The 22,613-nt window shown below is 62.4% G+C and carries 22 protein-coding genes; 11 read left to right on the forward strand and 11 right to left on the reverse strand.

Features of this window, described 5'->3' with window-relative positions:
* Positions 1–21: 21 nt before the first annotated feature.
* The 3 genes from grxD to C1J04_RS08465 are packed head-to-tail and all read right to left on the reverse strand — an operon-like array spanning position 22 to position 867.
* Positions 22–384 carry a Grx4 family monothiol glutaredoxin gene (grxD, locus tag C1J04_RS08455; protein WP_009826786.1) on the reverse strand — a complete coding sequence of 121 codons (363 nt, stop codon included), beginning with the start codon at positions 382–384 and terminating at the stop codon, positions 22–24.
* Complete coding sequence (locus C1J04_RS08460; RefSeq protein WP_009826787.1) at positions 381–626, reverse strand: hypothetical protein; 246 nt, start codon at positions 624–626, stop codon at positions 381–383. The genes grxD and C1J04_RS08460 overlap by 4 nt, the downstream gene beginning before the upstream one ends.
* 4 nt (positions 627–630) lie before the next feature.
* On the reverse strand, positions 631–867 hold the full coding sequence (locus C1J04_RS08465) for a BolA/IbaG family iron-sulfur metabolism protein (RefSeq protein WP_005853000.1): 237 nt from the start codon (positions 865–867) through the stop codon (positions 631–633).
* A gap of 154 nt (positions 868–1,021) precedes the next feature.
* On the opposite strand from C1J04_RS08465, the gene C1J04_RS08470 reads away from it, so the two are divergent.
* From C1J04_RS08470 to C1J04_RS08495, 6 genes are all read left to right on the forward strand, one after another.
* Positions 1,022–1,990 (forward strand): XdhC family protein, encoded by a 969-nt coding sequence (locus tag C1J04_RS08470; protein WP_009826788.1) that lies wholly within the window; start codon positions 1,022–1,024, stop codon positions 1,988–1,990.
* The gene (locus tag C1J04_RS08475) at positions 1,987–2,970 is read left to right on the forward strand and encodes a molybdopterin-binding protein (protein ID WP_009826789.1); all 984 of its coding nucleotides are present in this window, start codon (positions 1,987–1,989) and stop codon (positions 2,968–2,970) included. The genes C1J04_RS08470 and C1J04_RS08475 overlap by 4 nt, the downstream gene beginning before the upstream one ends.
* A 131-nt stretch (positions 2,971–3,101) precedes the next feature.
* Positions 3,102–3,587: a (2Fe-2S)-binding protein gene (locus tag C1J04_RS08480; protein ID WP_005853005.1), complete on the forward strand. Its 486-nt coding sequence runs from the start codon at positions 3,102–3,104 to the stop codon at positions 3,585–3,587.
* A 192-nt stretch (positions 3,588–3,779) separates the two neighbouring features.
* Positions 3,780–6,143 (forward strand): xanthine dehydrogenase family protein molybdopterin-binding subunit, encoded by a 2,364-nt coding sequence (locus C1J04_RS08485; RefSeq protein ID WP_114865329.1) that lies wholly within the window; start codon positions 3,780–3,782, stop codon positions 6,141–6,143.
* A 156-nt stretch (positions 6,144–6,299) separates the two neighbouring features.
* A complete protein-coding gene (locus tag C1J04_RS08490; protein WP_009826791.1) occupies positions 6,300–7,091 on the forward strand; it encodes an FAD binding domain-containing protein in 792 nt (263 codons plus the stop codon).
* Between the two features lie 162 nt (positions 7,092–7,253).
* Complete coding sequence (locus C1J04_RS08495; protein WP_009826792.1) at positions 7,254–9,251, forward strand: OmpA family protein; 1,998 nt, start codon at positions 7,254–7,256, stop codon at positions 9,249–9,251.
* A 79-nt stretch (positions 9,252–9,330) separates the two neighbouring features.
* Here the strand turns inward: C1J04_RS08495 and infC are convergent, their stop codons facing one another.
* The gene (gene infC / locus C1J04_RS08500) at positions 9,331–9,936 is read right to left on the reverse strand and encodes a translation initiation factor IF-3 (protein ID WP_005853012.1); all 606 of its coding nucleotides are present in this window, start codon (positions 9,934–9,936) and stop codon (positions 9,331–9,333) included.
* Positions 9,937–10,096: 160 nt separating this feature from the next.
* Here infC and C1J04_RS08505 point away from each other — a divergent pair, with 160 nt between their 5' ends.
* Entirely contained in the window at positions 10,097–10,879 is a 783-nt protein-coding gene (locus tag C1J04_RS08505) for a hypothetical protein (RefSeq protein WP_009826793.1), read from the forward strand.
* 111 nt (positions 10,880–10,990) lie between these two features.
* Here the strand turns inward: C1J04_RS08505 and C1J04_RS08510 are convergent, their stop codons facing one another.
* From C1J04_RS08510 to cysG, 6 genes are all read right to left on the reverse strand, one after another.
* Entirely contained in the window at positions 10,991–11,827 is an 837-nt protein-coding gene (locus C1J04_RS08510) for a ferredoxin--NADP reductase (RefSeq protein WP_005853016.1), read from the reverse strand.
* 88 nt (positions 11,828–11,915) lie between these two features.
* Positions 11,916–12,329, reverse strand: a complete 414-nt coding sequence (locus C1J04_RS08515) for a DUF934 domain-containing protein (protein WP_005853018.1) — start codon at positions 12,327–12,329, stop codon at positions 11,916–11,918.
* A complete protein-coding gene (locus tag C1J04_RS08520; RefSeq protein WP_005853020.1) occupies positions 12,326–13,114 on the reverse strand; it encodes a phosphoadenylyl-sulfate reductase in 789 nt (262 codons plus the stop codon). Before C1J04_RS08520 ends, C1J04_RS08515 begins: the two co-directional genes overlap by 4 nt.
* A complete protein-coding gene (locus C1J04_RS08525; protein WP_009826794.1) occupies positions 13,104–14,768 on the reverse strand; it encodes a nitrite/sulfite reductase in 1,665 nt (554 codons plus the stop codon). Before C1J04_RS08525 ends, C1J04_RS08520 begins: the two co-directional genes overlap by 11 nt.
* Positions 14,768–15,064: a DUF2849 domain-containing protein gene (locus tag C1J04_RS08530; RefSeq protein ID WP_009826795.1), complete on the reverse strand. Its 297-nt coding sequence runs from the start codon at positions 15,062–15,064 to the stop codon at positions 14,768–14,770. Before C1J04_RS08530 ends, C1J04_RS08525 begins: the two co-directional genes overlap by 1 nt.
* Positions 15,004–16,458 carry a siroheme synthase CysG gene (gene cysG / locus C1J04_RS08535; RefSeq protein ID WP_009826796.1) on the reverse strand — a complete coding sequence of 485 codons (1,455 nt, stop codon included), beginning with the start codon at positions 16,456–16,458 and terminating at the stop codon, positions 15,004–15,006. The genes C1J04_RS08530 and cysG overlap by 61 nt, the downstream gene beginning before the upstream one ends.
* 141 nt (positions 16,459–16,599) lie before the next feature.
* On the opposite strand from cysG, the gene C1J04_RS08540 reads away from it, so the two are divergent.
* The gene (locus C1J04_RS08540) at positions 16,600–17,061 is read left to right on the forward strand and encodes an Lrp/AsnC family transcriptional regulator (protein WP_005853026.1); all 462 of its coding nucleotides are present in this window, start codon (positions 16,600–16,602) and stop codon (positions 17,059–17,061) included.
* A gap of 24 nt (positions 17,062–17,085) precedes the next feature.
* Here C1J04_RS08540 and C1J04_RS08545 read toward each other — a convergent pair whose 3' ends face one another.
* The gene (locus tag C1J04_RS08545) at positions 17,086–18,270 is read right to left on the reverse strand and encodes a cytochrome P450 (protein ID WP_009826797.1); all 1,185 of its coding nucleotides are present in this window, start codon (positions 18,268–18,270) and stop codon (positions 17,086–17,088) included.
* 71 nt (positions 18,271–18,341) lie between these two features.
* Between C1J04_RS08545 and C1J04_RS08550 the strand changes: the two genes are divergently transcribed.
* The 3 genes from C1J04_RS08550 (at position 18,342) to C1J04_RS08560 (ending at position 22,584) form a co-directional block, all read left to right on the forward strand.
* Entirely contained in the window at positions 18,342–20,108 is a 1,767-nt protein-coding gene (locus tag C1J04_RS08550; RefSeq protein ID WP_009826798.1) for an ATP-binding protein, read from the forward strand.
* Entirely contained in the window at positions 20,105–21,334 is a 1,230-nt protein-coding gene (locus tag C1J04_RS08555) for a sigma-54-dependent transcriptional regulator (protein WP_009826799.1), read from the forward strand. The genes C1J04_RS08550 and C1J04_RS08555 overlap by 4 nt, the downstream gene beginning before the upstream one ends.
* A gap of 248 nt (positions 21,335–21,582) precedes the next feature.
* Entirely contained in the window at positions 21,583–22,584 is a 1,002-nt protein-coding gene (locus tag C1J04_RS08560; RefSeq protein ID WP_005853033.1) for a DctP family TRAP transporter solute-binding subunit, read from the forward strand.
* The last annotated feature ends 29 nt before the right edge of the window (positions 22,585–22,613 follow it).

Consider the following 22,613-nt stretch of genomic DNA (forward strand, 5'->3'; position numbering starts at 1 on the left):
CCGTTTCTTATCAGCCGATCGTTAGCCGTTGGCTTCGCGGATCTTGTCAGCGGCTTCTTTGTCGAAGGCGACGCCGTTGTCTTCCAGCAGCGTGTCCAGCTCGCCCGACAGCATCATTTCGGTGATGATGTCACAGCCGCCGACGAATTCGCCTTTGACGTAAAGCTGCGGGATGGTGGGCCAGTCAGAGAAATCCTTGATCCCCTGACGCAGCTCTTCGTCGGCCAATACGTTCACGTCGGTGTAGTCGACATTCATATAGTTCAACACGCCCGCCACACGGGACGAGAACCCGCACTGCGGCATCGTCTTGTTGCCCTTCATGAACAGCACAACGTGGTTGGCGGTGATGGTTTCCTGAATTTGCGTCTTTGCGTCGGTCATTTCGATTTGTCCTTTGGTATAAAGCGTTTCGCGTATTCTTGAGGGTCGCGGGGGATGCGGTAGTTGGTCTGATGTCCGCCGCCGCCGCCACCCGAATGATAGGTCGCGTCAATTTCGTGATAGCCCTTGCCCGGCTTTGATCCGCGTTCGGTGTCGCGTGTGTGTTTCAGCGCCTGTAGGCCGCGCAGAACCGCCACGATCAGCACCAAAACGCTGAGGATCAGGACCAGGATCGGGTCCACCGGATCAATCCGGTGCTTTGGTTGTCAGCGCCAGCGCGTGCAAATCGCCGTTCGATCCATCCATCCGGCCCTTGAGCGCGGCATAGACGGCACGTTGCTGTTGCACACGGTTCTGGCCACGGAAACTTTCGTCGATGATCATCGCGGCCATATGCACGCCGTCATTGCCTTCGACGGTGATCTTGGCGTTTGGAAAGGTCTCGCGCAGCAGGTCTTCGATTTCGCGGGCTTGCATGGGCATGTGTGGGGCGCTCCGTCTGGCATGTCATTGCCCAAGATGTAGTAGTGTGCAGGGCGGCGTGCAAGTTATCTCCCCGTTATCTGATTGAGCGGGGGCATGGGACGCCCTACATATGAACAGTCGCCGCCGCGACAAGGTAAGGAGACCACCCGCCATGGAGATTTTCGAGAACGCACCGGAACGCGCCTATGCTTGGGCACAAGCGGGTCGAGGGGCCGCGCTGGCCACGGTGGTGGAGACATGGGGCTCTGCCCCGCGACGGGTGGGTGCGCAGCTGGCCATCGCCGCGGATGGCGAGATGCAGGGCTCTGTCTCGGGCGGTTGTGTCGAGGGGGCCGTGGTGGTCGAGGCGCTTGAGGCGATCGAGGACGGCACGCCGCGTTTGCTGGAATATGGCGTCAGTGATGGCGACGCCTTTGCCGTGGGGCTGGCCTGCGGCGGAAAGATTCGCGTGTTGGTCGAACCTGTGGGTGAAAAGGCGATGCCGTTTGACGTTCTGGGCGACCTCGTCCGCGCCCGCGCCGCGCGCCAGCCCGTGGCTTATCAGGTGCCGCTGTCGGGCGGGGTGGGGCGCTTGGTCACGGGCGGCTATGCTGACCGCTTTCGCATGGACCGTTCCGGCGTTGAAGAGGATGGCGATACATTTGTCGCGATCCACAACCCGCCGCTGCGGCTGGTTATCGTCGGGGCGGTCCACATCGCGCAAGCCTTGGTGCCCATGGCGCAGGTCGCGGGCTTTGACGCCGTGGTCATCGATCCGCGCGAGGCCTTTGGCTCGCAAGCGCGTTTTCCCGATGCACAGGTGATCAACGACTGGCCGGACGCGGCGATGAACACCGTCGGCGTTGATACCCGCAGTGCCGTTGTGCTGCTGACCCATGACCCCAAACTGGACGACCCCGCGCTGCATATCGCACTCCGGTCCGACGCCTTCTATGTCGGGGCGCTCGGATCGAAACGCACCCATGCCTCCCGCGTGGCACGGCTGGAAGAGGCGGGCTTTACCGCCGCCGACATCGCGCGCATCAAGGGCCCTGTCGGGCTGGACATCGGGGCCGCCAGCCCGCCCGAGATCGCGGTGTCAATCCTGTCGCAGATGATCCAAGCCCTGAGAAAACCGTGAAGTTCGGCCCCATCGACACGGCGCAGGCCGAGGGTGCCGTGCTGGCCCATTCCATCGCACTGCCCTCGGGCCGTTTGCGCAAGGGGTTACGGCTAGAGCCCGCCCATCTGGCCGAGCTTCGGGCAGAGGGCATCGATAGCATCATCGTGGCGCAGCTCGCGTCAGGGGATGTGGATGAAAACACCGCCGCGGCACAGGTGGCGCAGGCCGTGCTGGCGGCGCATCCCCATCTGACAATGTCTCGCGCCTTTACCGGTCGCGTGAACCTGCTGGCCGATGGGCCGGGGGTGGCGCAGCTGGATGTGAGCGCGCTTGAAGCGTTGAACGCCGTGCACCCGATGATCACGCTGGCCACGGTCCCGCCGTTCCAGCAGATGGCCGCGGGGGGCATGGTGGCGACGATCAAGATTATCTCTTACGCCGTTGCGCAAAGCGATCTTACCGCCGCCTGTGATGCCGGACGCGGCGCGATCCGGCTGGTGCCGCCGCAAATCAAGGACGCGACGCTGATCATCACAGAGATTGACGGCGGCGCGGGCGACAAGGGGAAAAAGGCCATCGCAGACCGGCTTTCTGCGCTGGATGTGGATCTGAAAAAAGTCGTCATGGTCCCGCATGAGGTCACCGCCCTGCGCGATGCCATTGCCGTGGCGGATACGGCGCTGACGCTGATCCTCACCGGCTCTGCCACCTCTGACATTGATGACGTGGCCCCGCAGGCCCTGCGCGCCGCGGGCGGAGAGGTCTCGCACTTTGGCATGCCGGTTGACCCGGGTAATCTGCTGTTTCTGGGGCAGATGGGCGATACGCCGGTGATCGGCCTGCCGGGCTGCGCGCGCTCTCCTGCGTTGAATGGGGCGGATTGGGTGCTGTCGCGGGTGATCTGCGGCATAGAGGTATCCCCGCGCGATATCGCCCGCATGGGGGTGGGCGGCTTGCTGAAAGAGATCGCCACCCGTCCGCAACCAAGACGCGGTTGACCGACCCTGACGCAAGGCCCGTCGCCGCGCCGCACCCGCGAAGTTCAACCCCTGCGAAAAATTTCTGTTCTCAACGCCGCTTTGGCGTGCTTAACTCGACCCAACACATGACATAAAACGGGAGGAACATCATGACCGAGGTCAAAATGACCGTGAACGGCAAACCTGCATCCGGTGCCGTCGAAGGGCGCACGTTGCTGGCGTCATTCCTGCGCGAAAACCTGAGCCTGACCGGCACGCATATCGGCTGCGACACCAGCCAGTGCGGGGCCTGCGTGGTTCATGTCAACGGAGAGGCGGTCAAGGCCTGCACCATGCTCGCGGTCGAAGCGGACGGGGCCGAGGTCAAGACGATCGAATCCATGGCCAACCCCGATGGATCGCTGACAGTGATCCAACAGGCGTTTCAGGACCACCACGGGCTGCAATGCGGCTTTTGTACACCGGGCATGATCATGTCCGCCTCGGCGCTGCTGAAAGACAACCCTAAGCCGACCGAGGCAGAGGTCCGGCACTATCTGGACGGCAATATCTGCCGCTGCACCGGTTACCATAACATCGTCAAGGCGATCATGGCCGCATCCGGTCAGGACGTCAGCGCGCTGGCTGCCGAATAACCACCGTGCGACGTGCGGCCCTGTTGATGCAGGGGCGGGAGGACACGGCGCACCCATCCTGAAAACCGCGCTTTCCCACGCAAACGGGGAACCGCAGCAACCCATAGATTGACGACATAAGAATAAAGCCAAACGCAAGAGCCACATACGACGGTACGGACCCGATCCGTGCCCCATAGGGAGGAATTGACCATGCCAAAGGACGGCGGAATTGGTGCCAGCAGCAAGCGGCGCGAGGATATCCGGTTTTTAACCGGTGAGGGGAATTATACCGACGATATCAACCTGCACGGACAGGCGCATGTGTTCTTTCTGCGCTCGGATATCGCCCATGGGGTGCTGAATTCGGTCGATACCTCCGCGGCAGAGGGGATGCCGGGGGTCGTGAAGATCTTTACCGGTGCCGATTTCGCCGAGGTCGGGTCGATCCCCTGCGGCTGGCAGGTCACGGATAAGCATGGCGAGCCCATGCAAGAGCCGCGTCACCCCGTGCTGGCCGAAGGCAAGGTCCGACATGTGGGCGAACCGATTGCGGCTGTCGTGGCGGAAACCCTGTCGCAGGCCCGCGATGCGGCAGAGGCGATCGTCGTCGATATCACCGATCTGCCCGCCGTCGTCGATATGAAGCAGGCCGTGCAGGAAGGCGCGCCCAAGGTTCATGACGATCTGACCTCGAACCTCTGCTACGATTGGGGCTTTGTCGAAGAGAATAAGGCAGCCGTGGACAAGGCCTTTGACGACGCGGCCCATGTCACGACGCTGGAACTGGTCAACAACCGTCTGGTCGCCAATCCGATGGAGCCGCGCGTCGCCGTCGGCGACTATGCACGCGGGACAGGCGATCATACGCTTTACACCACCAGCCAGAACCCCCATGTGATCCGCCTGCTGATGGGGGCCTTTGTTCTGGGCATCCCCGAACACAAGCTGCGCGTCGTGGCCCCCGATGTGGGCGGCGGTTTCGGCACCAAGATTTTCCACTATCAGGAAGAGGCGTTCTGCACCTTTGCCGCCAAAGCCTGTAACCGTCCGGTGAAATGGACCTCCAGCCGGTCCGAGGCCTTTATGTCCGACGCCCACGGGCGCGACCATGTGACCAAGATCCAGATGGCGCTGGACGCAGAGAATAACTTTACCGCGCTGCGCACGGACACTTACGCGAATATGGGGGCTTATCTGTCGACCTTCGCGCCGTCGGTGCCCACATGGCTGCACGGCACCTTGATGGCGGGCAACTACAAGACGCCGCTGATCTATGTGAACGTAAAGGCCGTGTTTACCAATACCGTGCCCGTCGATGCCTATCGCGGCGCGGGCCGGCCGGAGGCAACCTATCAGCTGGAACGGCTGGTGGATAAATGCGCCCATGAGCTTGGGGTCGACCCGATTGCGCTGCGGCGGCAGAATTTCATCACCGAATTCCCCTATGCCACGCCGGTCGCGGTGGAATATGACACGGGCGATTATGTGGCCACGATGGACAAGCTTGAAGAGATCGCCGATTTCGCCGGTTTCGACGCGCGCCGCAAGGAAAGCGAGGCCAAGGGCAAGCTGCGTGGGTTCGGCGTGAACTGCTATATCGAGGCGTGCGGCATCGCGCCCTCGAACCTTGTGGGGCAGCTTGGCGCGCGGGCGGGTCTGTATGAATCCGCCACCGTGCGGGTCAATGCCACGGGCGGTCTGGTCGTGATGACCGGCAGTCACAGCCACGGGCAGGGGCATGAAACCGCCTTCCCGCAGGTGATCGCCGAGATGATCGGTATCCCCGAAGAGATGGTCGAGATCGTGCATGGCGACACGGCCAACACCCCGATGGGGATGGGCACCTACGGGTCACGCTCCCTCGCGGTTGGCGGGTCGGCCATGGTCCGCGCAACAGAAAAGATCATCGCCAAGGCGACCAAGATCGCGTCGCACCTGCTGGAAGCCTCGGAAGGGGATATCGAGCTGAAAGACGGGGCCTTTACCGTGGCAGGAACGGATAAATCCGTTGCTTGGGGGGATGTGACCCTGGCTGCCTATGTGCCGCACAACTATCCGCTTGAGGATATCGAACCGGGTCTGGAAGAGACGGCTTTCTACGATCCGTCGAACTTTACCTATCCGTCCGGTGCCTATGCCTGCGAGGTCGAGTTGGACCCCGAAACCGGCCATGTCACCATTGACCGTTTTGCGGCGGCGGATGACTTTGGCAATATCGTCAACCCGATGATCGTGAGCGGTCAGGTCCACGGCGGGATTGCACAGGGCATCGGGCAAGCGCTGATGGAGAATTGCGCCTATGACAGCGACGGTCAGTTGCTCAGCGCGTCCTACATGGATTACGCGATGCCACGGGCCAGCGATCTGCCGTTCTATACCGTTGACCATTCGTGCCAGACGCCCTGCACGCACAACCCCTTGGGCGTGAAAGGCTGCGGTGAGGCAGGGGCCATTGGGTCGCCGCCTGCGGTGGTGAATGCGGTGTTGGACGCCATGCGATCGGGCGGTAAGGATGTCGGGCATATCGACATGCCTGTCACACCGGCGCGGGTTTGGGCGGCGATGAACGGATAAGACGGTTGGGGCAGGTGCAGGGTTCAGCCCCCTATGTGCCTCTGGCGCAGAAAATAAGGGAAAGCGGGGGCCAGCCCCCGCGCCCCCGGAGTTTATTGGCAAAATGAAGAGAGGCGTTTGGGGCCGCGGCCCGCTCTCTGACTGGAAGGACGCAAGATGTATGATTTTGATGTAGTGAAACCCGCGACAGTGGCCGAGGCGGTCTCGGCATTGGGTCAGGACGAGGCGCAACCGCTAAGTGGCGGGCAAACGCTGATCCCCACACTGAAGGCGCGCTTGGCGATGCCGTCGGTTCTGGTGTCGCTGAGCGGGATCGAGGACATGCGCGGTGTGCGTATGGGCGATGACGGTCGTCTGTGTATCGGTGGGGGCACCGTACATGCGACCGTCGCCAAAGAGGCAGAGGCGCATTACCCCGGGTTGGCAAGTCTGGCCGCGCGGATCGGAGATCCGGCCGTGCGCAACCGTGGCACCATCGGCGGATCGGTCGCGAATAACGACCCCTCGGCCTGTTATCCGGCAGGGGTGCTTGCCAGCGGTGCGACGATTGTGACCAACGCGCGCGAGATCGCGGCGGATGATTTCTTTGAGGGGATGTTCGCCACCGCGCTGGACGAGGGCGAGATCATCACCGAAGTGCGTTTCCCGATCCCCGAGAAGGCGCATTACGAGAAATTCATCCAACCTGCCTCGCGCTTCCCGCTGGTGGCCGTGTTTGTGGCAAAATTCGCGGACGGTGTGCGGGTCGCGGTGACGGGGGCGTCGGAGGATGGCGTCTTCCGGTGGAGCGATGCAGAAGCCGCGCTGAGCGGGAGTTTTGCCGTGGATGCCCTGTCGGGGTTGAGCCTGCCCGGTGACGGCATGATCAGCGATCTGCACGGCAGTGGTGACTACCGTGCGCATCTGGTTGCTGTGATGACAAAACGGGCAGTTGCCGCGCTGGCCTAAGCCACTCGATACTTTAATGAAAACCGCCCTTTGGGAAACCCTGGGGCGGTTTTTTGCTGTCTGGATGATTATCACTTGCGCAGGGTTGGGAACGATTTTGCAGCACCGGTGTTGTGCCGTAACGCTGCCCGAACGGCGTCCATAACCCCGTGAGGATTAGGAATGTATAAACTTTTGAAATCGACGACCTCTTTGACCATGTGTTTGGCGCTGGCCTTGCCCACAGGTGGTTTTGCCCAGACAACAGAAAGCTGCGTGGCCGAAGGGGAGCAAACCGTGTTCCCATGTGTGCTGCCTGACGGCAGTGTCGTGGCGGATGCGGATCAGATGATGACTTTGCGTGCCGACGGTGATCTGGCGCAGGCCCTTGGTCTTGAGGCGGAAGCCCAAACCGAAGCGCAAGCCGCGCCCAATGCAGAAGCCGCCGCTGAAACCGTAGACGCCGCGGAAGAGCAGGCTGCCGCCGCCGCCGAGGCCGAAGCCGCTGCCACCGCGCAAGCCCAAGCCGCCGCGGAAGAGCAAGCCGCCGCCGACGCAGAGGCCGCTGCCGCCGCAGCTGAAGCAGAAGCTGCTGAGGCGCAAGCTGCAGCCGATGCAGAAGCCGCCGCCGCCGCGCAGGCCGCTGAACAAGAGGCCGCCGAAGCTCAGGCCGCTGCAGACGCACAAGCCGCCGAGGCCGAGCAAGCTGCTGCCGCCGAAGCGCAGGCCGAAGCAGAGCGTGAGGATGCGGTCGCTGCACAGATCGCCGCAGACGCTGAAGCCAAGGCTGCAGCCGAGGCAGAGGCAGAGCAAGACGCCACTGCGGCTGCCGAAACCTCGGAAAGCCCTGAAGCGCAGTCTGCCGAGACACAGGCAGATGCCCCTGCCGCTGAAAGCGATGCTGGCGTAGAAGCAGAGGCGCAAGCTCAGGCCGAGCCGGCAGAGGCTGAAACGACCGAAGAAACCCAAGCCCAGACCGATGTGCCGGCAGACAGCTCTTCCGACACTGAAACGCAGGCAGAGGCCGAAACCCAGCAGCAAACGGAAGAGCAGATCGCCGCTGATCTGGCTGCCGAACAGGCTGCGGAAGAAGCCCGTCAGGAACAGCGCGCCGCTGATGCAGCCGCTGCTGCCGAAGCCGCCGCCGCTGCTGACAGCGGTGAAGCCAAGGCCGACGTTGTGGTAGAAGAAATCACCGAAGAAGACACGCGCGCCTCGAGCGAAGAATTTTCGACGGCCGTCACCGGTGACACCTCTGCCGAAGCAAAAACCGAAGCCAAAAAGGATGACGACGACGGGCTGAGCAAGTTCGAGAAAGCCCTGCTTGTCGGCATCGGCGCAGTGGCTGTCGGGTCGATCCTGAATAACGGCTCGAAGGTCGTGAGCAACTCGGGTGACCGTCTGGTTGTTGAAGATCCGAATGGGGATCTGCGCGTTTTGAAAGACGATGATGCGCTTGTGCGTCAGGCCGGTGACGAAGTCCGCCGCGAGACGTTCAACGACGGTTCTTCGCGCACCACTGTGATCAAGCCTAACGGCAGCAAGATCGTGACCATTCTGGGTCGGGACGGCACCGTATTGCGCCGGATCAACGTCGATCCACAGGGCAATGAATATGTGCTGTTCGATGACACCCAAGTCGAAGAACGTATCGTGGTGAACGAGCTGCCTCAGGTCCGTCCGCAGGCCAATACGCTGGCCAGCCAGCAAAACGAGGAAGCGCTGCGTGCTGCGTTGCAAACACAGTTGCGTGGCGATCAGGCCCAGCGGTATTCGCTGCGTCAGGTGCGTGATGTCCGTCAGGTCCGTGCCCTAGCACCAGAGATCGAGCTGGACGCTGTGCGCTTTGCCACAGGGTCGGCTGCAATCCAGCCTGAACAGGCCCGTGCGCTGTCCAAGATCGGGACCGCGATCAGCAATGCCATCAAGGATGATCCACGCACTGTGATCCTTGTGGAAGGGCACACCGATGCGGTTGGCAATGCGGGCTACAACCTTGCGCTGTCTGACCGTCGTGCCGAGACCGTTGCATTGGCCCTGACCGAGTATTTTGACGTGCCGCCAGCCAACCTGATCACCCAAGGCTACGGTGAAAGCGCGTTGAAAGTACCGACCGAGACCGCCGAACCCGCCAACCGTCGTGCGGTTGTGCGCAACATCACAGGTCTGCTGCGTCAGTAACCGCGACCTTCATGACATAGAAAAGCCCCCGCAGGAAACTGCGGGGGCTTTTTGCGTCTCGGGGCTGTAAGACCCGGAATTATTTGCTTGGCAGCGGCCCGATGAGCATGACCATCTGGCGGCCTTCCATCTTCGGGAAGTTTTCAACGCGGCCAACTTCTTTGGTGTCTTCGGCAACACGTTCAAGCAGCTCGCGGCCAAGGTTCTGGTGGGCCATCTCACGGCCGCGGAACCGCAGCGTGATCTTTACCTTGTCCCCATTGTCGAGGAACTTGAACACGTTACGCATCTTGACGTCATAGTCATTGGTATCGGTGTTCGGGCGGAACTTGACCTCTTTGATCTCGATGATCTTTTGCTTCTTGCGCGCTTCGGCTTCACGCTTTTGCGTCTCATACTTGAATTTGCCAAAGTCCATGATCTTGCACACGGGCGGGTTGGCATTGGGCGAAATCTCGACCAGATCAAGTCCGGCATCAACAGCCATTTCCATGGCGCGATCCGGTGTCACGACGCCGACGTTTTCCCCATCCGCACCGATCAGGCGGATTTCGTTGGCGCGGATGTTTTCGTTGATGCGCGGGCCGGTGTCTCTTTGCGGCGGCGCGTTATGCGGTCTGCGAGCGATGATGGTCGTCCTTTGATTGTTGTACTGATGTCGAGCACGGAAGGTAAACCTGCTCATGGTCTTCTTCAAGTCGCAAAATGGCGCATATACAGGGTAAAACCGCGTATTTTTGGGGGATTTACCCAAGGGGAAGCAGCGTATCGCGCATTTGACGCCATGTGTTGGCATATAGTATGTGCAGCAGGGGATTAACAAAGTTCAAAGGAACCACAGCATCATGAAAAACCTCATCTGGATTGTCATCGCAGGGGTGATCGCGCTTGGCGCGTACATGTTGTATTCAGGCCGTTCGGTCCAGGAGATTGCGACCGATGCGTCGGATGCCGTCAATGCTCCCGCCGCGCTGGAAAGTGCGACCGAAGCTGTGGGCGACGCTGTCGAGGCGACAGAGGGAGCAGTGACCGAGGCGGTAGAAGCCACCACAGAGGCCGCGAATACCGCAGCCGACGCGCTGTCGGAAGCGGCCGAGGATGTGGCCGACGCCGCGGCAGAGGCGGGCGAGGATGCCATGAACGCGGGCAAGCAGATCGCCGAGGATGCAACGCAAGCGGCGAATGATACCGCAGAAGGCAACGCGGAAGTTTCCACCAGCGCAGAGGCCGATGCCATGGCTGCCAGCGTTTCAGAGGCAAGCGATGCCGCCAGCACCACACAAGCGGGCACGGCACCCGCCGCTGACCCGCAAGCCGAGGCAAACGCCGCAGCGGTTCAAGCGGAAGAAGCCGCCGCCGTCGCCGCGATTGACTCACGGGCCAGCACAGATGCGGGGGCTGCAGCCGATACAGAAGTTCAGGCCGACGTCACCGCCGATGCCAATACGCCAGAGCAGTTGACCACCGTCGATGGCTTTGATCTGGAGAAGGTGCAAACCATGATCGACACTTCTGATCTGCCCGCCACGCAAAAAGCGCTGCTGAAGCAAGGGCTGGTCACCGCCGGTGAAAATCCCGATGCCCTGCGCGCGATCCTCGCACGGATCCGCGAGGCGCTGGCGCTTTAAGCGCGGCCCACGCAAAACCGATCCGCCAGACATGAAAAAGCCGCGCCTCGAAAGAGAGCGCGGCTTTTGTTTTATTTGTGGTGCCCCTTGCAAGGGCACCGCTGCGTCGGATCAGCCGACAAAGGCCTTTTCAACGACGTAGTGTTTCGGGTCGGAGTTCGCCCCTTCCTCGAGCCCGAAACCTTCAAGCACGTCCTTGATGTCCTTGTTGAATTCAAGGCTCCCACAGACCATGCCGCGATCGGTGTCGGCGCTGATACCGTCGATGCCGAGGTCTTTGAACACCGTTCCGTCCTGCAGCAGATTGGTGATGCGTCCCATCTTGGGGCTTTGTTCACGGGTGGTGGTGGGGTAGTAGACCAGCTTGTCGCCGATCATCTCGCCGATCAGCGGATCATCGGCAAGGCTCTCGACCAGCGTGCGGCCATAGTCCAGCTCGGCCACATCGCGGGTGGTGTGGGTCATGATGATCTGGTCGAATTTCTCGTAGGTCTCCGGTTCGCGCAGCAGCGAGGCAAAGGGCGCAAAGCCCGTGCCGGTGGCGAAAAGCCACAGACGTTTGCCGGGCAGCAGCGCGTCATGCACCAGCGTGCCGACGGGCTTGGGCCGCAGGATGATCTGGTCGCCGGGCTGGATATGTTGCAGCTTCGAGGTCAGCGGGCCGTCCTGCACCTTGATCGAATAGAATTCCAGCTCTTCGTCCCATGAGGGGGAGGCGATGGAATAGGCGCGCAGAAGCGGTTTTTGCTTGCCGGTCTCAGGGTGCGGGTCGCCCATCAGGCCGATCATCACAAACTCGCCCGAGCGAAAGCGCAAGGACGCAGGGCGGGTCACGCGGAAGGAAAACAGCCGGTCCGTCCAGTGTTTGACAGAAGTCACGGTCTGCGCGTCAGGCAACGTGGGTACGGGTTTGGCGTCGGTTTGGGTCACTACATTCTGCTCGGTCATAATTTCATCTACGCGCGGATCGCGGCACGCAGCCTTTCTCTAGGGGAAGGGAGGGGGCAGGGAAAGCATCTTGGGGCGAAAACCCCGATCAGCCGCGCAGACGCGCCTGATAATTATGCTCTTGCCAGTTTGCGCGGGCCAGCCATTGGTCCTGCGGTTGACGCGCGGCCAGATCATCGGGGATCTCGACCTCGTCAAAGCCCGACCGGCGCGCCATGGCGTATTGGTCTGCAATCACATGCCCATGTGCGCGCAGCCGCCCGGTGTAGCCACGCAGACGCAGTTGGCGCGCGATGGTAAAGCCACGCCCGTCGGCCGAACTGGGGAAGGCCACGCGGATCATCGAGATCGCACCATCAACAGGGATCGTTTCCGGTTGCACGTCAGAGGGGACGTCAAGGGCGGTCGCACCCGCCTCTACGCCTTCAGCAGCATCGAAGGGGGCGTAGGGCGTGGCGAAATCATCCGCCACAAACCCCTGATCATTGATCAACTGTGTCATGTCTTTGCTCCTGTGCGGACCATCTTGCCATCGACAAAATGGATGCCGCATTCTTCTTTTTCAATGTTTCTCCAGCGACCGGCGCGGGGGTCTTCGCCCGGTTTCACCTTGGTGGTGCAGGGGGCGCACCCGATGCTGGGGTAGCCTTGGGCCACCAGCGGGTGACGGGGCAGGCGGTTTTCGTCGATATAATCCGACACGTCTGAGGCCTGCCAATGGGCCAGCGGGTTCACCTTGATCCGCGCGGGCGCATCGGCGGGGGTTTCGACCTCGAAGAAGGGCAGGCTGGCGCGGGTGCCGGACTGGAACCGCTTGCGCCCCGTGATCCAACCGTCGAACCCCTCTAGCGCGTGCTGCAGGGGCACGGTCTTGCGGAAGGCACAGCAGGCGTCCGGGTCGCGCAGATGCAGCGTCCCGTCGGGGTCTTTCTCTGCCACGTCCTGCGCCCGGATCGTCTGCACATTGCGCAGCCCCAACCGTTCGCTCAGCTCTTGCTGATAGACCAGCGTTTCGGCAAAGAGCATCTCTGTGTCGATGAACAACACCGGCAGATCACGTTTCACCATAGAGGCAAGGTGCAACAGGGCGACGGATTCCGCCCCGAAGCTTGAGACAAGCGCCAGATTGGGCACATTGTCGATCGCGGCACGCAGCACGTCGGTGGCGCTGTGATGGCGTAGGCCATCGTTCAGCTTTTCCACCTGACGGGTCAGCGCTGCGACGCGATCCGGCCCTTCGGGGAGGATTTTCTCCCCATTTGGAAGTGTCAGTTGATCACGCGGCATTGGCTTGTGCTTCCGGGTAGAGGACGGCCTTGAACGGGGCAAGACCAAGGCGGCGGTACGTTTGCAAAAACGTCTCGGACGCATCAGACCGCAGATCCAGGTAGCCCAGAACCAGCCGTTCTATGGCCGGAATGATGTCGTCGGCGGAAAAGCCCGGACCGGCGCGCTCTCCGATGGCGGCGTTTTCGGTGCCGTCACCGCCCAGAGTGATCTGGTAGTTTTCGACACCGGCGCGGTCGAGCCCGAGAATCCCGATGTGGCCCACGTGGTGGTGGCCGCAGGCATTGATGCAGCCCGAGATCTTGATCTTGAGCGGACCGACGTCATGCTCCAGCTTCAGCTCGTCAAAGCGGGTCGCGATTTCCTGGGCAATCGGGATCGAGCGGGCTGTCGCCAGCGCGCAGTAGTCCATGCCGGGGCAGGCGATGATATCGCTGATCAGGCCGATATTGGCCGTGGCAAGGCCGACCTCTTTCAACGCCGCGTGCAAGGCGGGCAGGTCGCCGCGGTGCACATGGGGCAGGATCACATTCTGCTCGTGGCTGATGCGCAGTTCGTCATGGCCGTATTCGGCCGCCAGCTCGGCCATACGGTGCATCTGTTCGGCGGTGGCGTCGCCCGGGGTCTTGCCATGGGCCTTGAGGCTGATCGACACGATCGCGTAGGACGGATCGCGGTGGTCGGTCAGGTTGGTGTCGGCCCAGCTTTTGAACACGGGATCGCTGTTATAGGACGCAGTATAGGCGTCGGTCGGGGCGGTCTTGAACGTCGGGCTGGCGAAATCCGCCTCGATCCGCGACAGCATTTGCTGATCGACGCCGGTGAACAGCGGACGGATCAGCGCATAGCGGGCGTCCACACGTGCGCGGATGTCGTCGATGCCGTTCTCATGCACGGTGATCTTGATCCGCGCTTTGTACTTATTATCGCGGCGGCCCAACAGGTTATAGACCGAGACAATGGCCTCGAGCGTGGGCAGCAGGTCTTCGGAGCTGACGAAGTCATACAGCACCTTGCCGATCATCGGGGTCCGGCCAAGGCCGCCGCCTACGATCACCTGATAGCCGATCTCGCCGTCTTTCTCGACGATTTGCAGGCCGATATCATGGGCCTTGATCACCGCACGGTCATGGGGCGCGCCAGAGACAGCGACCTTGAATTTGCGCGGCAGGAACTGGAATTCGGGGTGGTCGGTGGACCACTGCCGGATCAGTTCGGCGACGGGGCGCGGATCGGCGATTTCATCCGCGGCGGCACCGGCGAAATGGTCGGCGGTCACGTTGCGGATGGTGTTACCGCTCGTTTGGATGGCGTGCATGTTCACTTCGGCCAGCGCGTCAAGCATATCGGGGACATCACGCAGCTGGGGCCAGTTGTACTGGATGTTCTGGCGCGTGGTAAAATGGCCGTAGCCCTTATCCCATTTGGCAGCGATATCGGCCAGCTTGTGCATCTGGCGGCTGCTGAGCGTGCCATAGGGGATCGCGACCCGCAGCATATAGGCGTGCAGCTGCAGATATAGCCCGTTCATCAGGCGCAGGGGCTTGAATTCATCCTCGGTCAGGGAGCCGTCGATGCGGCGTTCGACCTGCGCGCGGAACTGTGCGTTGCGTTCGGCGATGAAGGCATCGTCAAATTCGGTGTAGCTGTACATTATTGAACCTCCTGCTTGCCGTGGGTGTAGTTGCTGGGCCCCTTGGCGCGGAATGCTTCGCGGAAATGCGAAGGCTTGGGTGTGTCTGTGCTGGTGTCGACATCGGCCAGATAGGCCCCGACGGTCAGGTCGGCTTGCTGGATCGCATCGATCAGACGCACATCGGCGACGGCCTCGTCGGTCAGGACTTCGGCCTCTTCCAGTTTGCGGGTCCAGCCGGTGACGGTCTGGTAGATCACGTCGCCTTCCAGCAAGGCATTGGCGGTGACGACTTTGGGGGTGAAGGGCTTGGCCATTCTGCCATCTCCTCTTGAAACAATTCGGTGGTGGCGCGGGCGGCGGCACGGGGTGCCAGGCCATAGAAGGTCAGGGCGGGGCCGGTCAGATTGGCCGCGCCCAGGTCGGTGGGCAGACGGTCCAGCGTGGTCTCGACAATCCGCTGATCCGCGCGCGAGGCGTTTTCGACCAGCGTGACGGGCGTGCTGCGATCGGCCCCGTGCATCAGCAGGCGACCTTGGATAAAGCGTGCGGATTTCTTGCCCATATAGATCGCGGCGACCTCGCCCGGGCGGGCCAAAGCGGCCCAGTCATGATCGGCGAACCCTTTCATGTCATGGCCGGTCAGGAACCGGACCGAGGCGTTGCGCCCGCGTTTCGTCAGGCTTTGCCCGATGGTTGCGACGGCGGCAGAGGCAGAGGTGATCCCCGGCACGATGTGCCAGCCGATGCCATGGGCGTCCACGGCGTCGATCTCTTCGTCCAGGCGGCCAAAGACGGTGGCATCGCCGGATTTCAGACGCACCACTTGGGCACCCGCTTGCGCGTGTTCGACGAGCAGATCGTTGATGGTTTCTTGCGCGGTGGAGGGGCCGAAACCTTCCTTGCCCACGTCGATCATCAGCGCCTCGCGGCGGGCGAGTTCGAGGATCTCGGGGCTGATCAGCCGGTCGTAAATCACCACATCGGCCTCGTCCAGCGCGCGACGCGCCTTGAGGGTCAGCAGTTCGGGGTCACCGGGGCCGCCGCCGACAAAGGCGATGTGACCGGCACGCGCGGCGCGGGTCTGGTGGTCGGCCAGCAGCGTGTTCAGCGCGTTTTCGACGGCGGCCTTGCCATCCGCTACGGCGCGGGGGCCGGCGGCAAAGTAATAGTCACGCCAGAAATCGCGGCGCGGGCGGCCAAAGGGCAGGGCGTCGGCCATCTTGCGGAACCCCTTGCCGATCCGCGCCAGTGTTCCCAGCGTTGTGGGCAGGCGTTCTTCCAGATCGGCCTTGATCGCGCGGGCCAGCACAGGGGCGGCGCCTTCGGTGCCGATGGCGATGGTCATGGGGTCACGGTCCACGATGGCGGGGGTGATAAAGGCGCTGTCGTGCAGATTGTCGACGATATTGACCAAGGCCCCTTCGGCACGCGCAATCGCGGCGGTGCGGGCGTCTTCGGTCTCGTCTTCATCGGCAGCGTAGAAGAGTTTCGCACACAGCACATCGCCGTGGCGCAGGGCGCGGGTGTGCAGCGTGAGGCGGCCCGCATCGGCCCATGCCGCGATCTCGGGCGCGGGGGTCGGGGCGAAGACGCTGATCTTGGCTTCGGTCTTGAGCAACAGGCGCAGCTTGGCCAAAGCCGCTTCGCCACCGCCTGACAAAACGATGCGCTGGCCCTTGGTGGACAGGTAGATTGGGAAATGATCCATGTTGTTCGGTCCTTGCGCTTAGCTTGAGCTCTATATAGGAAATAATTCCGATAAGGCGCTAGGTGTCTGGGGATATAAGGACGTACGTTCCATTCAGTCGCGCAAACAGAACAACAGACCACAGAGTGAAGGAAAAGCAGAATGGACGTTCGGATCGATGACGTGGACCGGAAAATTCTAGCGCAGTTACAACGCGATGCCAGCCAGTCATTGGACGATATCGCGCGCGAGGTCGGCAGTTCCAAGACCCCTGTGTGGAACCGGATTCGTAAACTGCGCGAGGCCGGGGTGATCGGGCAGCATACGGTTGTGCTGGATGCAGAGGCGCTTGGCTTCGAGGCGTGCTTCTTCGTGTTGATCCGCACGTCGTCCCACGAGGCCGACTGGCAGGCGGCGTTCCTCAAGGCGTTGAAAAACCGTCCCGAAGTGCAAGAGGCGCACCGGCTGGCGGGGGACATCGACTATATCCTGAAGGTCCGCGTCAAGAACGCCCGCGCCTATGATGCCTTTTATCAGGCGCTGATTTCAGAGGTCCGCGTGCACAACGTCACAGCGCTGCTGTCGATGGAAGAGATCAAATCCACCACGATGCTGCCGCTGTAACGCCGTGGCGCGGGGAGGCGCGAATTATACCGTCACCATCAACCGTTCCAGCTTGTGGAAATGGTAGGTATTGGCAAAGCGCGGTGGCGCGGCCAGTTGCAGGTTCGGCGCATGGTCAAAAAGCGCACGCAACGCGATCTGCATTTCCAGCCGAGCCAGCGGCGCGCCGACGCAGAAATGCAGACCACCACCAAAGGCCGCGTGGGCCTTGGCCGGACGGGTCGGGTCGAACACATCGGGCTGGTCGTAAAGTGCGGGATCACGGCCCGCGGCCCCCAGCACCAGTGCAATCTTGCGGCCCTTTTCCAGCGTGACATCGCCCAGTTCGATATCCTCGTAGGCGAAACGTTCGAAGACATGCAGGGGCGGGTCGTAGCGCAGGATCTCTTCAACCGTGGCGTTGATCGCATCGGGGGCGAGGGCGCTGGCGGGGGGGCTATTTTCGAGCAAGCAGGCGATCCCGTTGCCAAGCGCGTGTACCGTCGCCTCGTGGCCTGCGTTCAGCAGCAGGATACAGGTGCCGATCAGCGCATCCGTGCTCAGTTTTTCGCCGTCCTCTTCGGCAGCGATCAACTGGGTGATCAGGTCGTCACGCGGGTCTTGGCGACGCTCATTGACATAGCGGCGCAGGAAGCCGGTGAAATCGGCGGCGGCGGTATTGGCGGCCTCTTCGGTCGCGCGGGTCCGGCCGATCTGGTAGACGGCGACCATATCATTGGACCAGCGCAGCAGGTCGGGCCACATATCCTCTGGCACGCCAAGCAGCCGTGCGATGATGCGCACGGGCAGTTGGGTGCAAAAAGCGGGGATCAGGTCAAAGGCTTCGCCCTTGGGCAGGTCGGCCAGCAGGGCTTGGGCGATCTCTTCGATCTCGGGGGCGAGACCGGCAATCCGGCGCGAGGTAAAGGCACGCAGCACCAACCCGCGCAGACGGGTGTGGGTTGGCGGCTCAAGCTCGAGCATCGACTGGTCTTCCACCGCATAGAAGTCGCGCATGTGATCGGGCGTGGGCTTGCGCTGGTCGGCAGGGGGCTCGCGGCCCAAACGGCGGTCACGCAGCAAGGCCTGCACCGTCGCCGCATCAAAAGCGGCCATCATCCCGTAGTCTTGCCAGAACAGCACGGGGCCCTGCGCACGTGCGCGCGTGTAGGCGGCATAGGGGTTTTGGACGAATTCGGGATCAAGCGGGGAAAGGTTCAGTGTTTTCATGGGGCCTAGCAATAGCTGCGGCTCTGGTCTTTGCAAGCGGGTCTGTGCCAAATAACGCCATGACCTCCGGAATGCGCCGCCGCGTCGCAACCTTTGTGCTGTTTCTGATCACCGTGTCTGTCCTCTCCGGCGGGGTGTGGCGCTATGCCTATCTGCAAGGGCTGGACCAGCTGCGCGCGCGGGGGCAGGCGGATCTGTCGCTGGTCAGCGACCGTCTGGTCGGGCAGTTGCAGCGGTACCGTGATCTGGCGGTGTTTCTGGCGGATCACCCGCAGGTGGCGCAGGTGCTGGACCGGCGTCCGGCGGTCGAGGCACAGGCATTTTTGCAAGAGGTCGCGGATAAGACCACGGCGCTGGATGTGCAGGTGCTTGACCGATCCGGCGATGTGATCGTCGCGGCACTTGGCGCGGAAGCGGTGCGGGTGCCGCGCGCGGATCAACGCTTTGTCCAGCGGGCATTGCGCGGTGCACTTGGCTGGGGGCATGGCCCCGCCGCGCCCTTGACCGACCGTGCCTATTTCCACGCCGCCCCGGTCTTCGCGCCCGATGGGCAGGTGCGCGGTGCCGTTGTCGTGTCGACTGATCTGAACGGCATCGATTATGACTGGCGCGGCAGCAATCCGGCGGCGTTCTTCACCGACACCGACGGGGTCGTCCAGATCGCCAACCGGTCAGAGCTGCTGTTCTGGGCGCGTCCCAATGCGGCGCAGGGGCTGGTGCCGCCGGATGGTGCGGCGCTGGATTTCGCGGTGTCTGACGTGCGCGGCCACGAGATCTGGCATATGGGCTGGGGGCCGTATCTGCCGGACGCCGCCTTGCATCTGACCCGCGCCTTGCCGGTGGTGGGGATGACGGGCGAGGTGCTGCTGGATATCGAGGGCGCGCAACGTTTGGCACGGGCACAGGCGGCGGCGGTGGCTGCGCTTTGCCTTGCCTTTGGCGCGCTGCTGTTTCTCGCGACCGAGCGCCGCCGCGCCCTGTCAGAGGCGAATGCGGCGCTTGAGCGGCAGGTCGCCAAACGCACCGCCGCCCTGAACGCCAGCAACACCGAATTGCGCCGCGAAGCGACCGAGCGGGAAGAGGCGCAGGCCGCCCTGCGCCGCGCGCAGGCGGATCTGGTGCAGGCGGGCAAGCTGTCGGCGCTAGGCCAGATGTCGGCGGGCATCAGCCACGAGCTGAACCAGCCGCTGATGGCGATCCGGTCCTTTGCGGAAAACGCGGTGCAGTTCCTTGAGCGCGACCGCCCCGACAGGACGGCTGAAAACCTGACCCGCATCTCGCAGATGGCTGACCGGATGGCGCGGATCATCCAGAATCTGCGGGCCTTTGCGCGGCAAGAAAGCGTGCCGCAGACCCGTGTCGATGTGACGCGCGTGGTCGCCAGCGCGGTGGAGCTGACCCAAAGCTACCTGCGCGACGCAGGCGTGACCCTTGACTACCAGCCCGCGAATGCCCCCGTCTGGGTGCGTGGTGGCGAGGTGCGCTTGGGGCAGGTCTTTGTAAACCTCATCACCAACGCCGTCGATGCCATGAGCAGCAGCGACACCAAACGGCTGAGCATCACGATTGACCCCGCCGACCCCGTGCGGGTGCAGTTCCGCGACACCGGTCCGGGGATCGAGATGCCGGACAAGGTGTTCGACCCGTTCTACACGACTAAATCCGTGGGCGGCGGTGCCGAGGGTGCGATGGGGGGCATGGGGCTGGGGCTTTCGATCAGTTACGGGATTGTGCAAAGCTTCGGCGGGGGGATCCGTGGCACCAACCTTGACGCGGGCGGTGCGATGTTCTCTGTCACGCTGGAACGCGCCGATACGGGCGAGGAGGGGCAGGCATGAGCAGAACCGTTCTTTTGGTCGATGACGATGCCTCTGTCCGCGAGGCGCTGGCGCAGACGCTGGAGCTTGCCGATATTGATGTTGTCGCCGCGGGGTCGTTCGTCGCCGCCAAGGATAGGATCACCGAACGGTTCGATGGCATCATCCTGTCGGACATGCGCATGCCCGGGCGCGACGGGTTTCACCTGCTGGCCTATGCCCATGAACAGGACCCCGATCTGCCGGTGATCCTGCTGACAGGCGAAGGCGACATCCCCATGGCCGTGCGCGCGATGGAGGCAGGGGCCTTTGATTTCCTTGAAAAACCCTGCGCCCCCGCCGCGCTGGTCACCGTGATCGAACGCGCGCTGAAGACCCGCGCGCTGGTGTTGGAAAACCGTCGGCTGCTGCATATCGTGGAAACCGGCGATCCGGCGGCGCGGATGATTTTCGGGTCGTCGGACCTGTCAGAACGGCTGCGCGACAAGGTGCGGCGCGTGGCGCAGGCCAATGCCGAGGTGCTGGTCACCGGCCCGTCGGGCTCTGGTATTTCGAAGGTGGCAGAGGTGATCCACCTGTCCTCGCGCCGCTCCAAAGGGCCCTTCGTCAAACGTGCTGCCGCGGGGCTTAGTCCTGATGATGTGAGCGATGCGCTGCACGCCGCCTCGGGCGGGTGCCTGTTTCTGGACGAGGTCGCGCAGCTTCCCGCGCAGACCCAACTGAGCCTGATCGAAGCGCCTGAGCAGGTGCCCGATGTGCGTCTCATTGCGGGCAGTGCGCGGGAGCTACAGTCTTTGGTGGCCGAGGGGCAGTTCCACGCGGATCTCTATTACCGGCTCGAGGTCATGACCGTGCGCATCCCGTCGCTCGCTGAACGCCCCGAGGATATTGCCACGATGTTTCGCCGCTACGTCGATCAGGCGGCAGAGCAGTCGGGCGTGCAGCCGCCCGAAGTGACGCCGCAAATGATCGCGGGGCTGATGGCGCGGGACTGGCCCGGCAACGCGCGCGCGCTGATGTCAGAGGCGATGCGCTTTGTCATGGGGGTCTCGGACGAGGTGACGCCGGATGCGAACCTCGGGCTGGCGGACCAGATGGCGCAGGTGGAACAATCCCTGCTGCGCGCGGCCTTGCGCCGTGCCGAGGGGCAGGCGAGTGCGGCGGCGCAGGCGCTGAAACTGCCGCGCAAGACCTTCTATGACAAGCTGGCCCGCTACGGGATTCGGCCCGAGGACTTTCGCAGCTAGCCTGTGCGGATTTTCGCACAACTGCGCTGCGTGCTGTGCGGTTATCCGCACAGGTAGCGTGTGTCGGGTTGGTTTGTAACCTTAACTAAATACATCAACGATTTGATAAATAACATATTTAACGCGATCCTTATCTTTCAACCTCTCTTCCTTGTGAGGTCGGCGAAATAACGCTCTAGTAACGCCACCGCATTTGGAACGACCGGATGCCGAGACTTGAAAAACAGTTCTCTGGGAGGAGACATCACATGAAATTCCTGACAACCACTCTGGTGGCTATGACCCTTTCCGTAAGCGCCGGTGCTGTTGCCGCGGCGTGTGACGATGGCGAAGTCGTCATCAAGCTGAGCCACGTGACCAACACAGACCGTCACCCCAAAGGCATCGCCGCTTCCTTGCTGGAACAGCGCGTCAATGACGAGATGAACGGCAAAGCCTGCATGGAAGTGTTCCCGAACTCCACGCTGTACAACGATGACCAGGTTCTTGAGGCGCTGCTGCAAGGCGACGTTCAGATGGCCGCGCCGTCGCTGTCGAAGTTCGAGCAGTTCACCAAGCAATTCCGCATCTTCGATCTGCCCTTCATGTTCAAGGACATCAACGCTGTAGACGAGTTCCAGAACTCCGAAACCGGTGTTGCGATGAAGGAATCCATGACGCGCCGTGGCCTGCTGGGTCTGGCGTTCTGGCACAATGGCATGAAGCAGATGTCGGCGAACAAGCCGCTGAACGTGCCGTCGGATGCCAATGGTCTGAAATTCCGCGTCCAGAACTCTGACGTGCTGAAGGCCCAGATGGCGGCAATGGGCGCATCGCCCCAGCCGATGGCCTTCTCGGAAGTTTACGGCGCGCTGCAAACCGGCGTTGTCGACGGTCAGGAAAACACCTGGTCCAACATTTATGGCCAGAAGTTCTTTGAGGTGCAGGACGGGACAACCGAAACCAACCACGGTGTTCTGGACTACATGCTCGTGACCTCCACCGACTGGTGGGACAGCCTGGACGCCGATGTGCGTGACCAGCTGGCGACCATCGTTCAGGAAGTGACCGACACCCGCAACGCGGAATCGTCCAAAGTGAACGCCGAAGCCAAACAGGCGATCATCGATGCCGGTGGTGTGGTCCGTGAACTGGACGACGCGCAGCGCGAAGCCTGGGTCACCGCGATGAAGCCCGTCTGGGAAGAGTTCACCGCCGACGTCGGTCAGGAAAACATCGACGAAGCTCAAGCGATCAACGCCAAGCACTAAACCTGTTCTGCCCCGTCTGGCAACGGACG

This window comes from Sulfitobacter sp. SK025, from assembly GCF_003352105.1.
Classification (GTDB): Bacteria; Pseudomonadota; Alphaproteobacteria; order Rhodobacterales; family Rhodobacteraceae; genus Sulfitobacter; species Sulfitobacter pontiacus.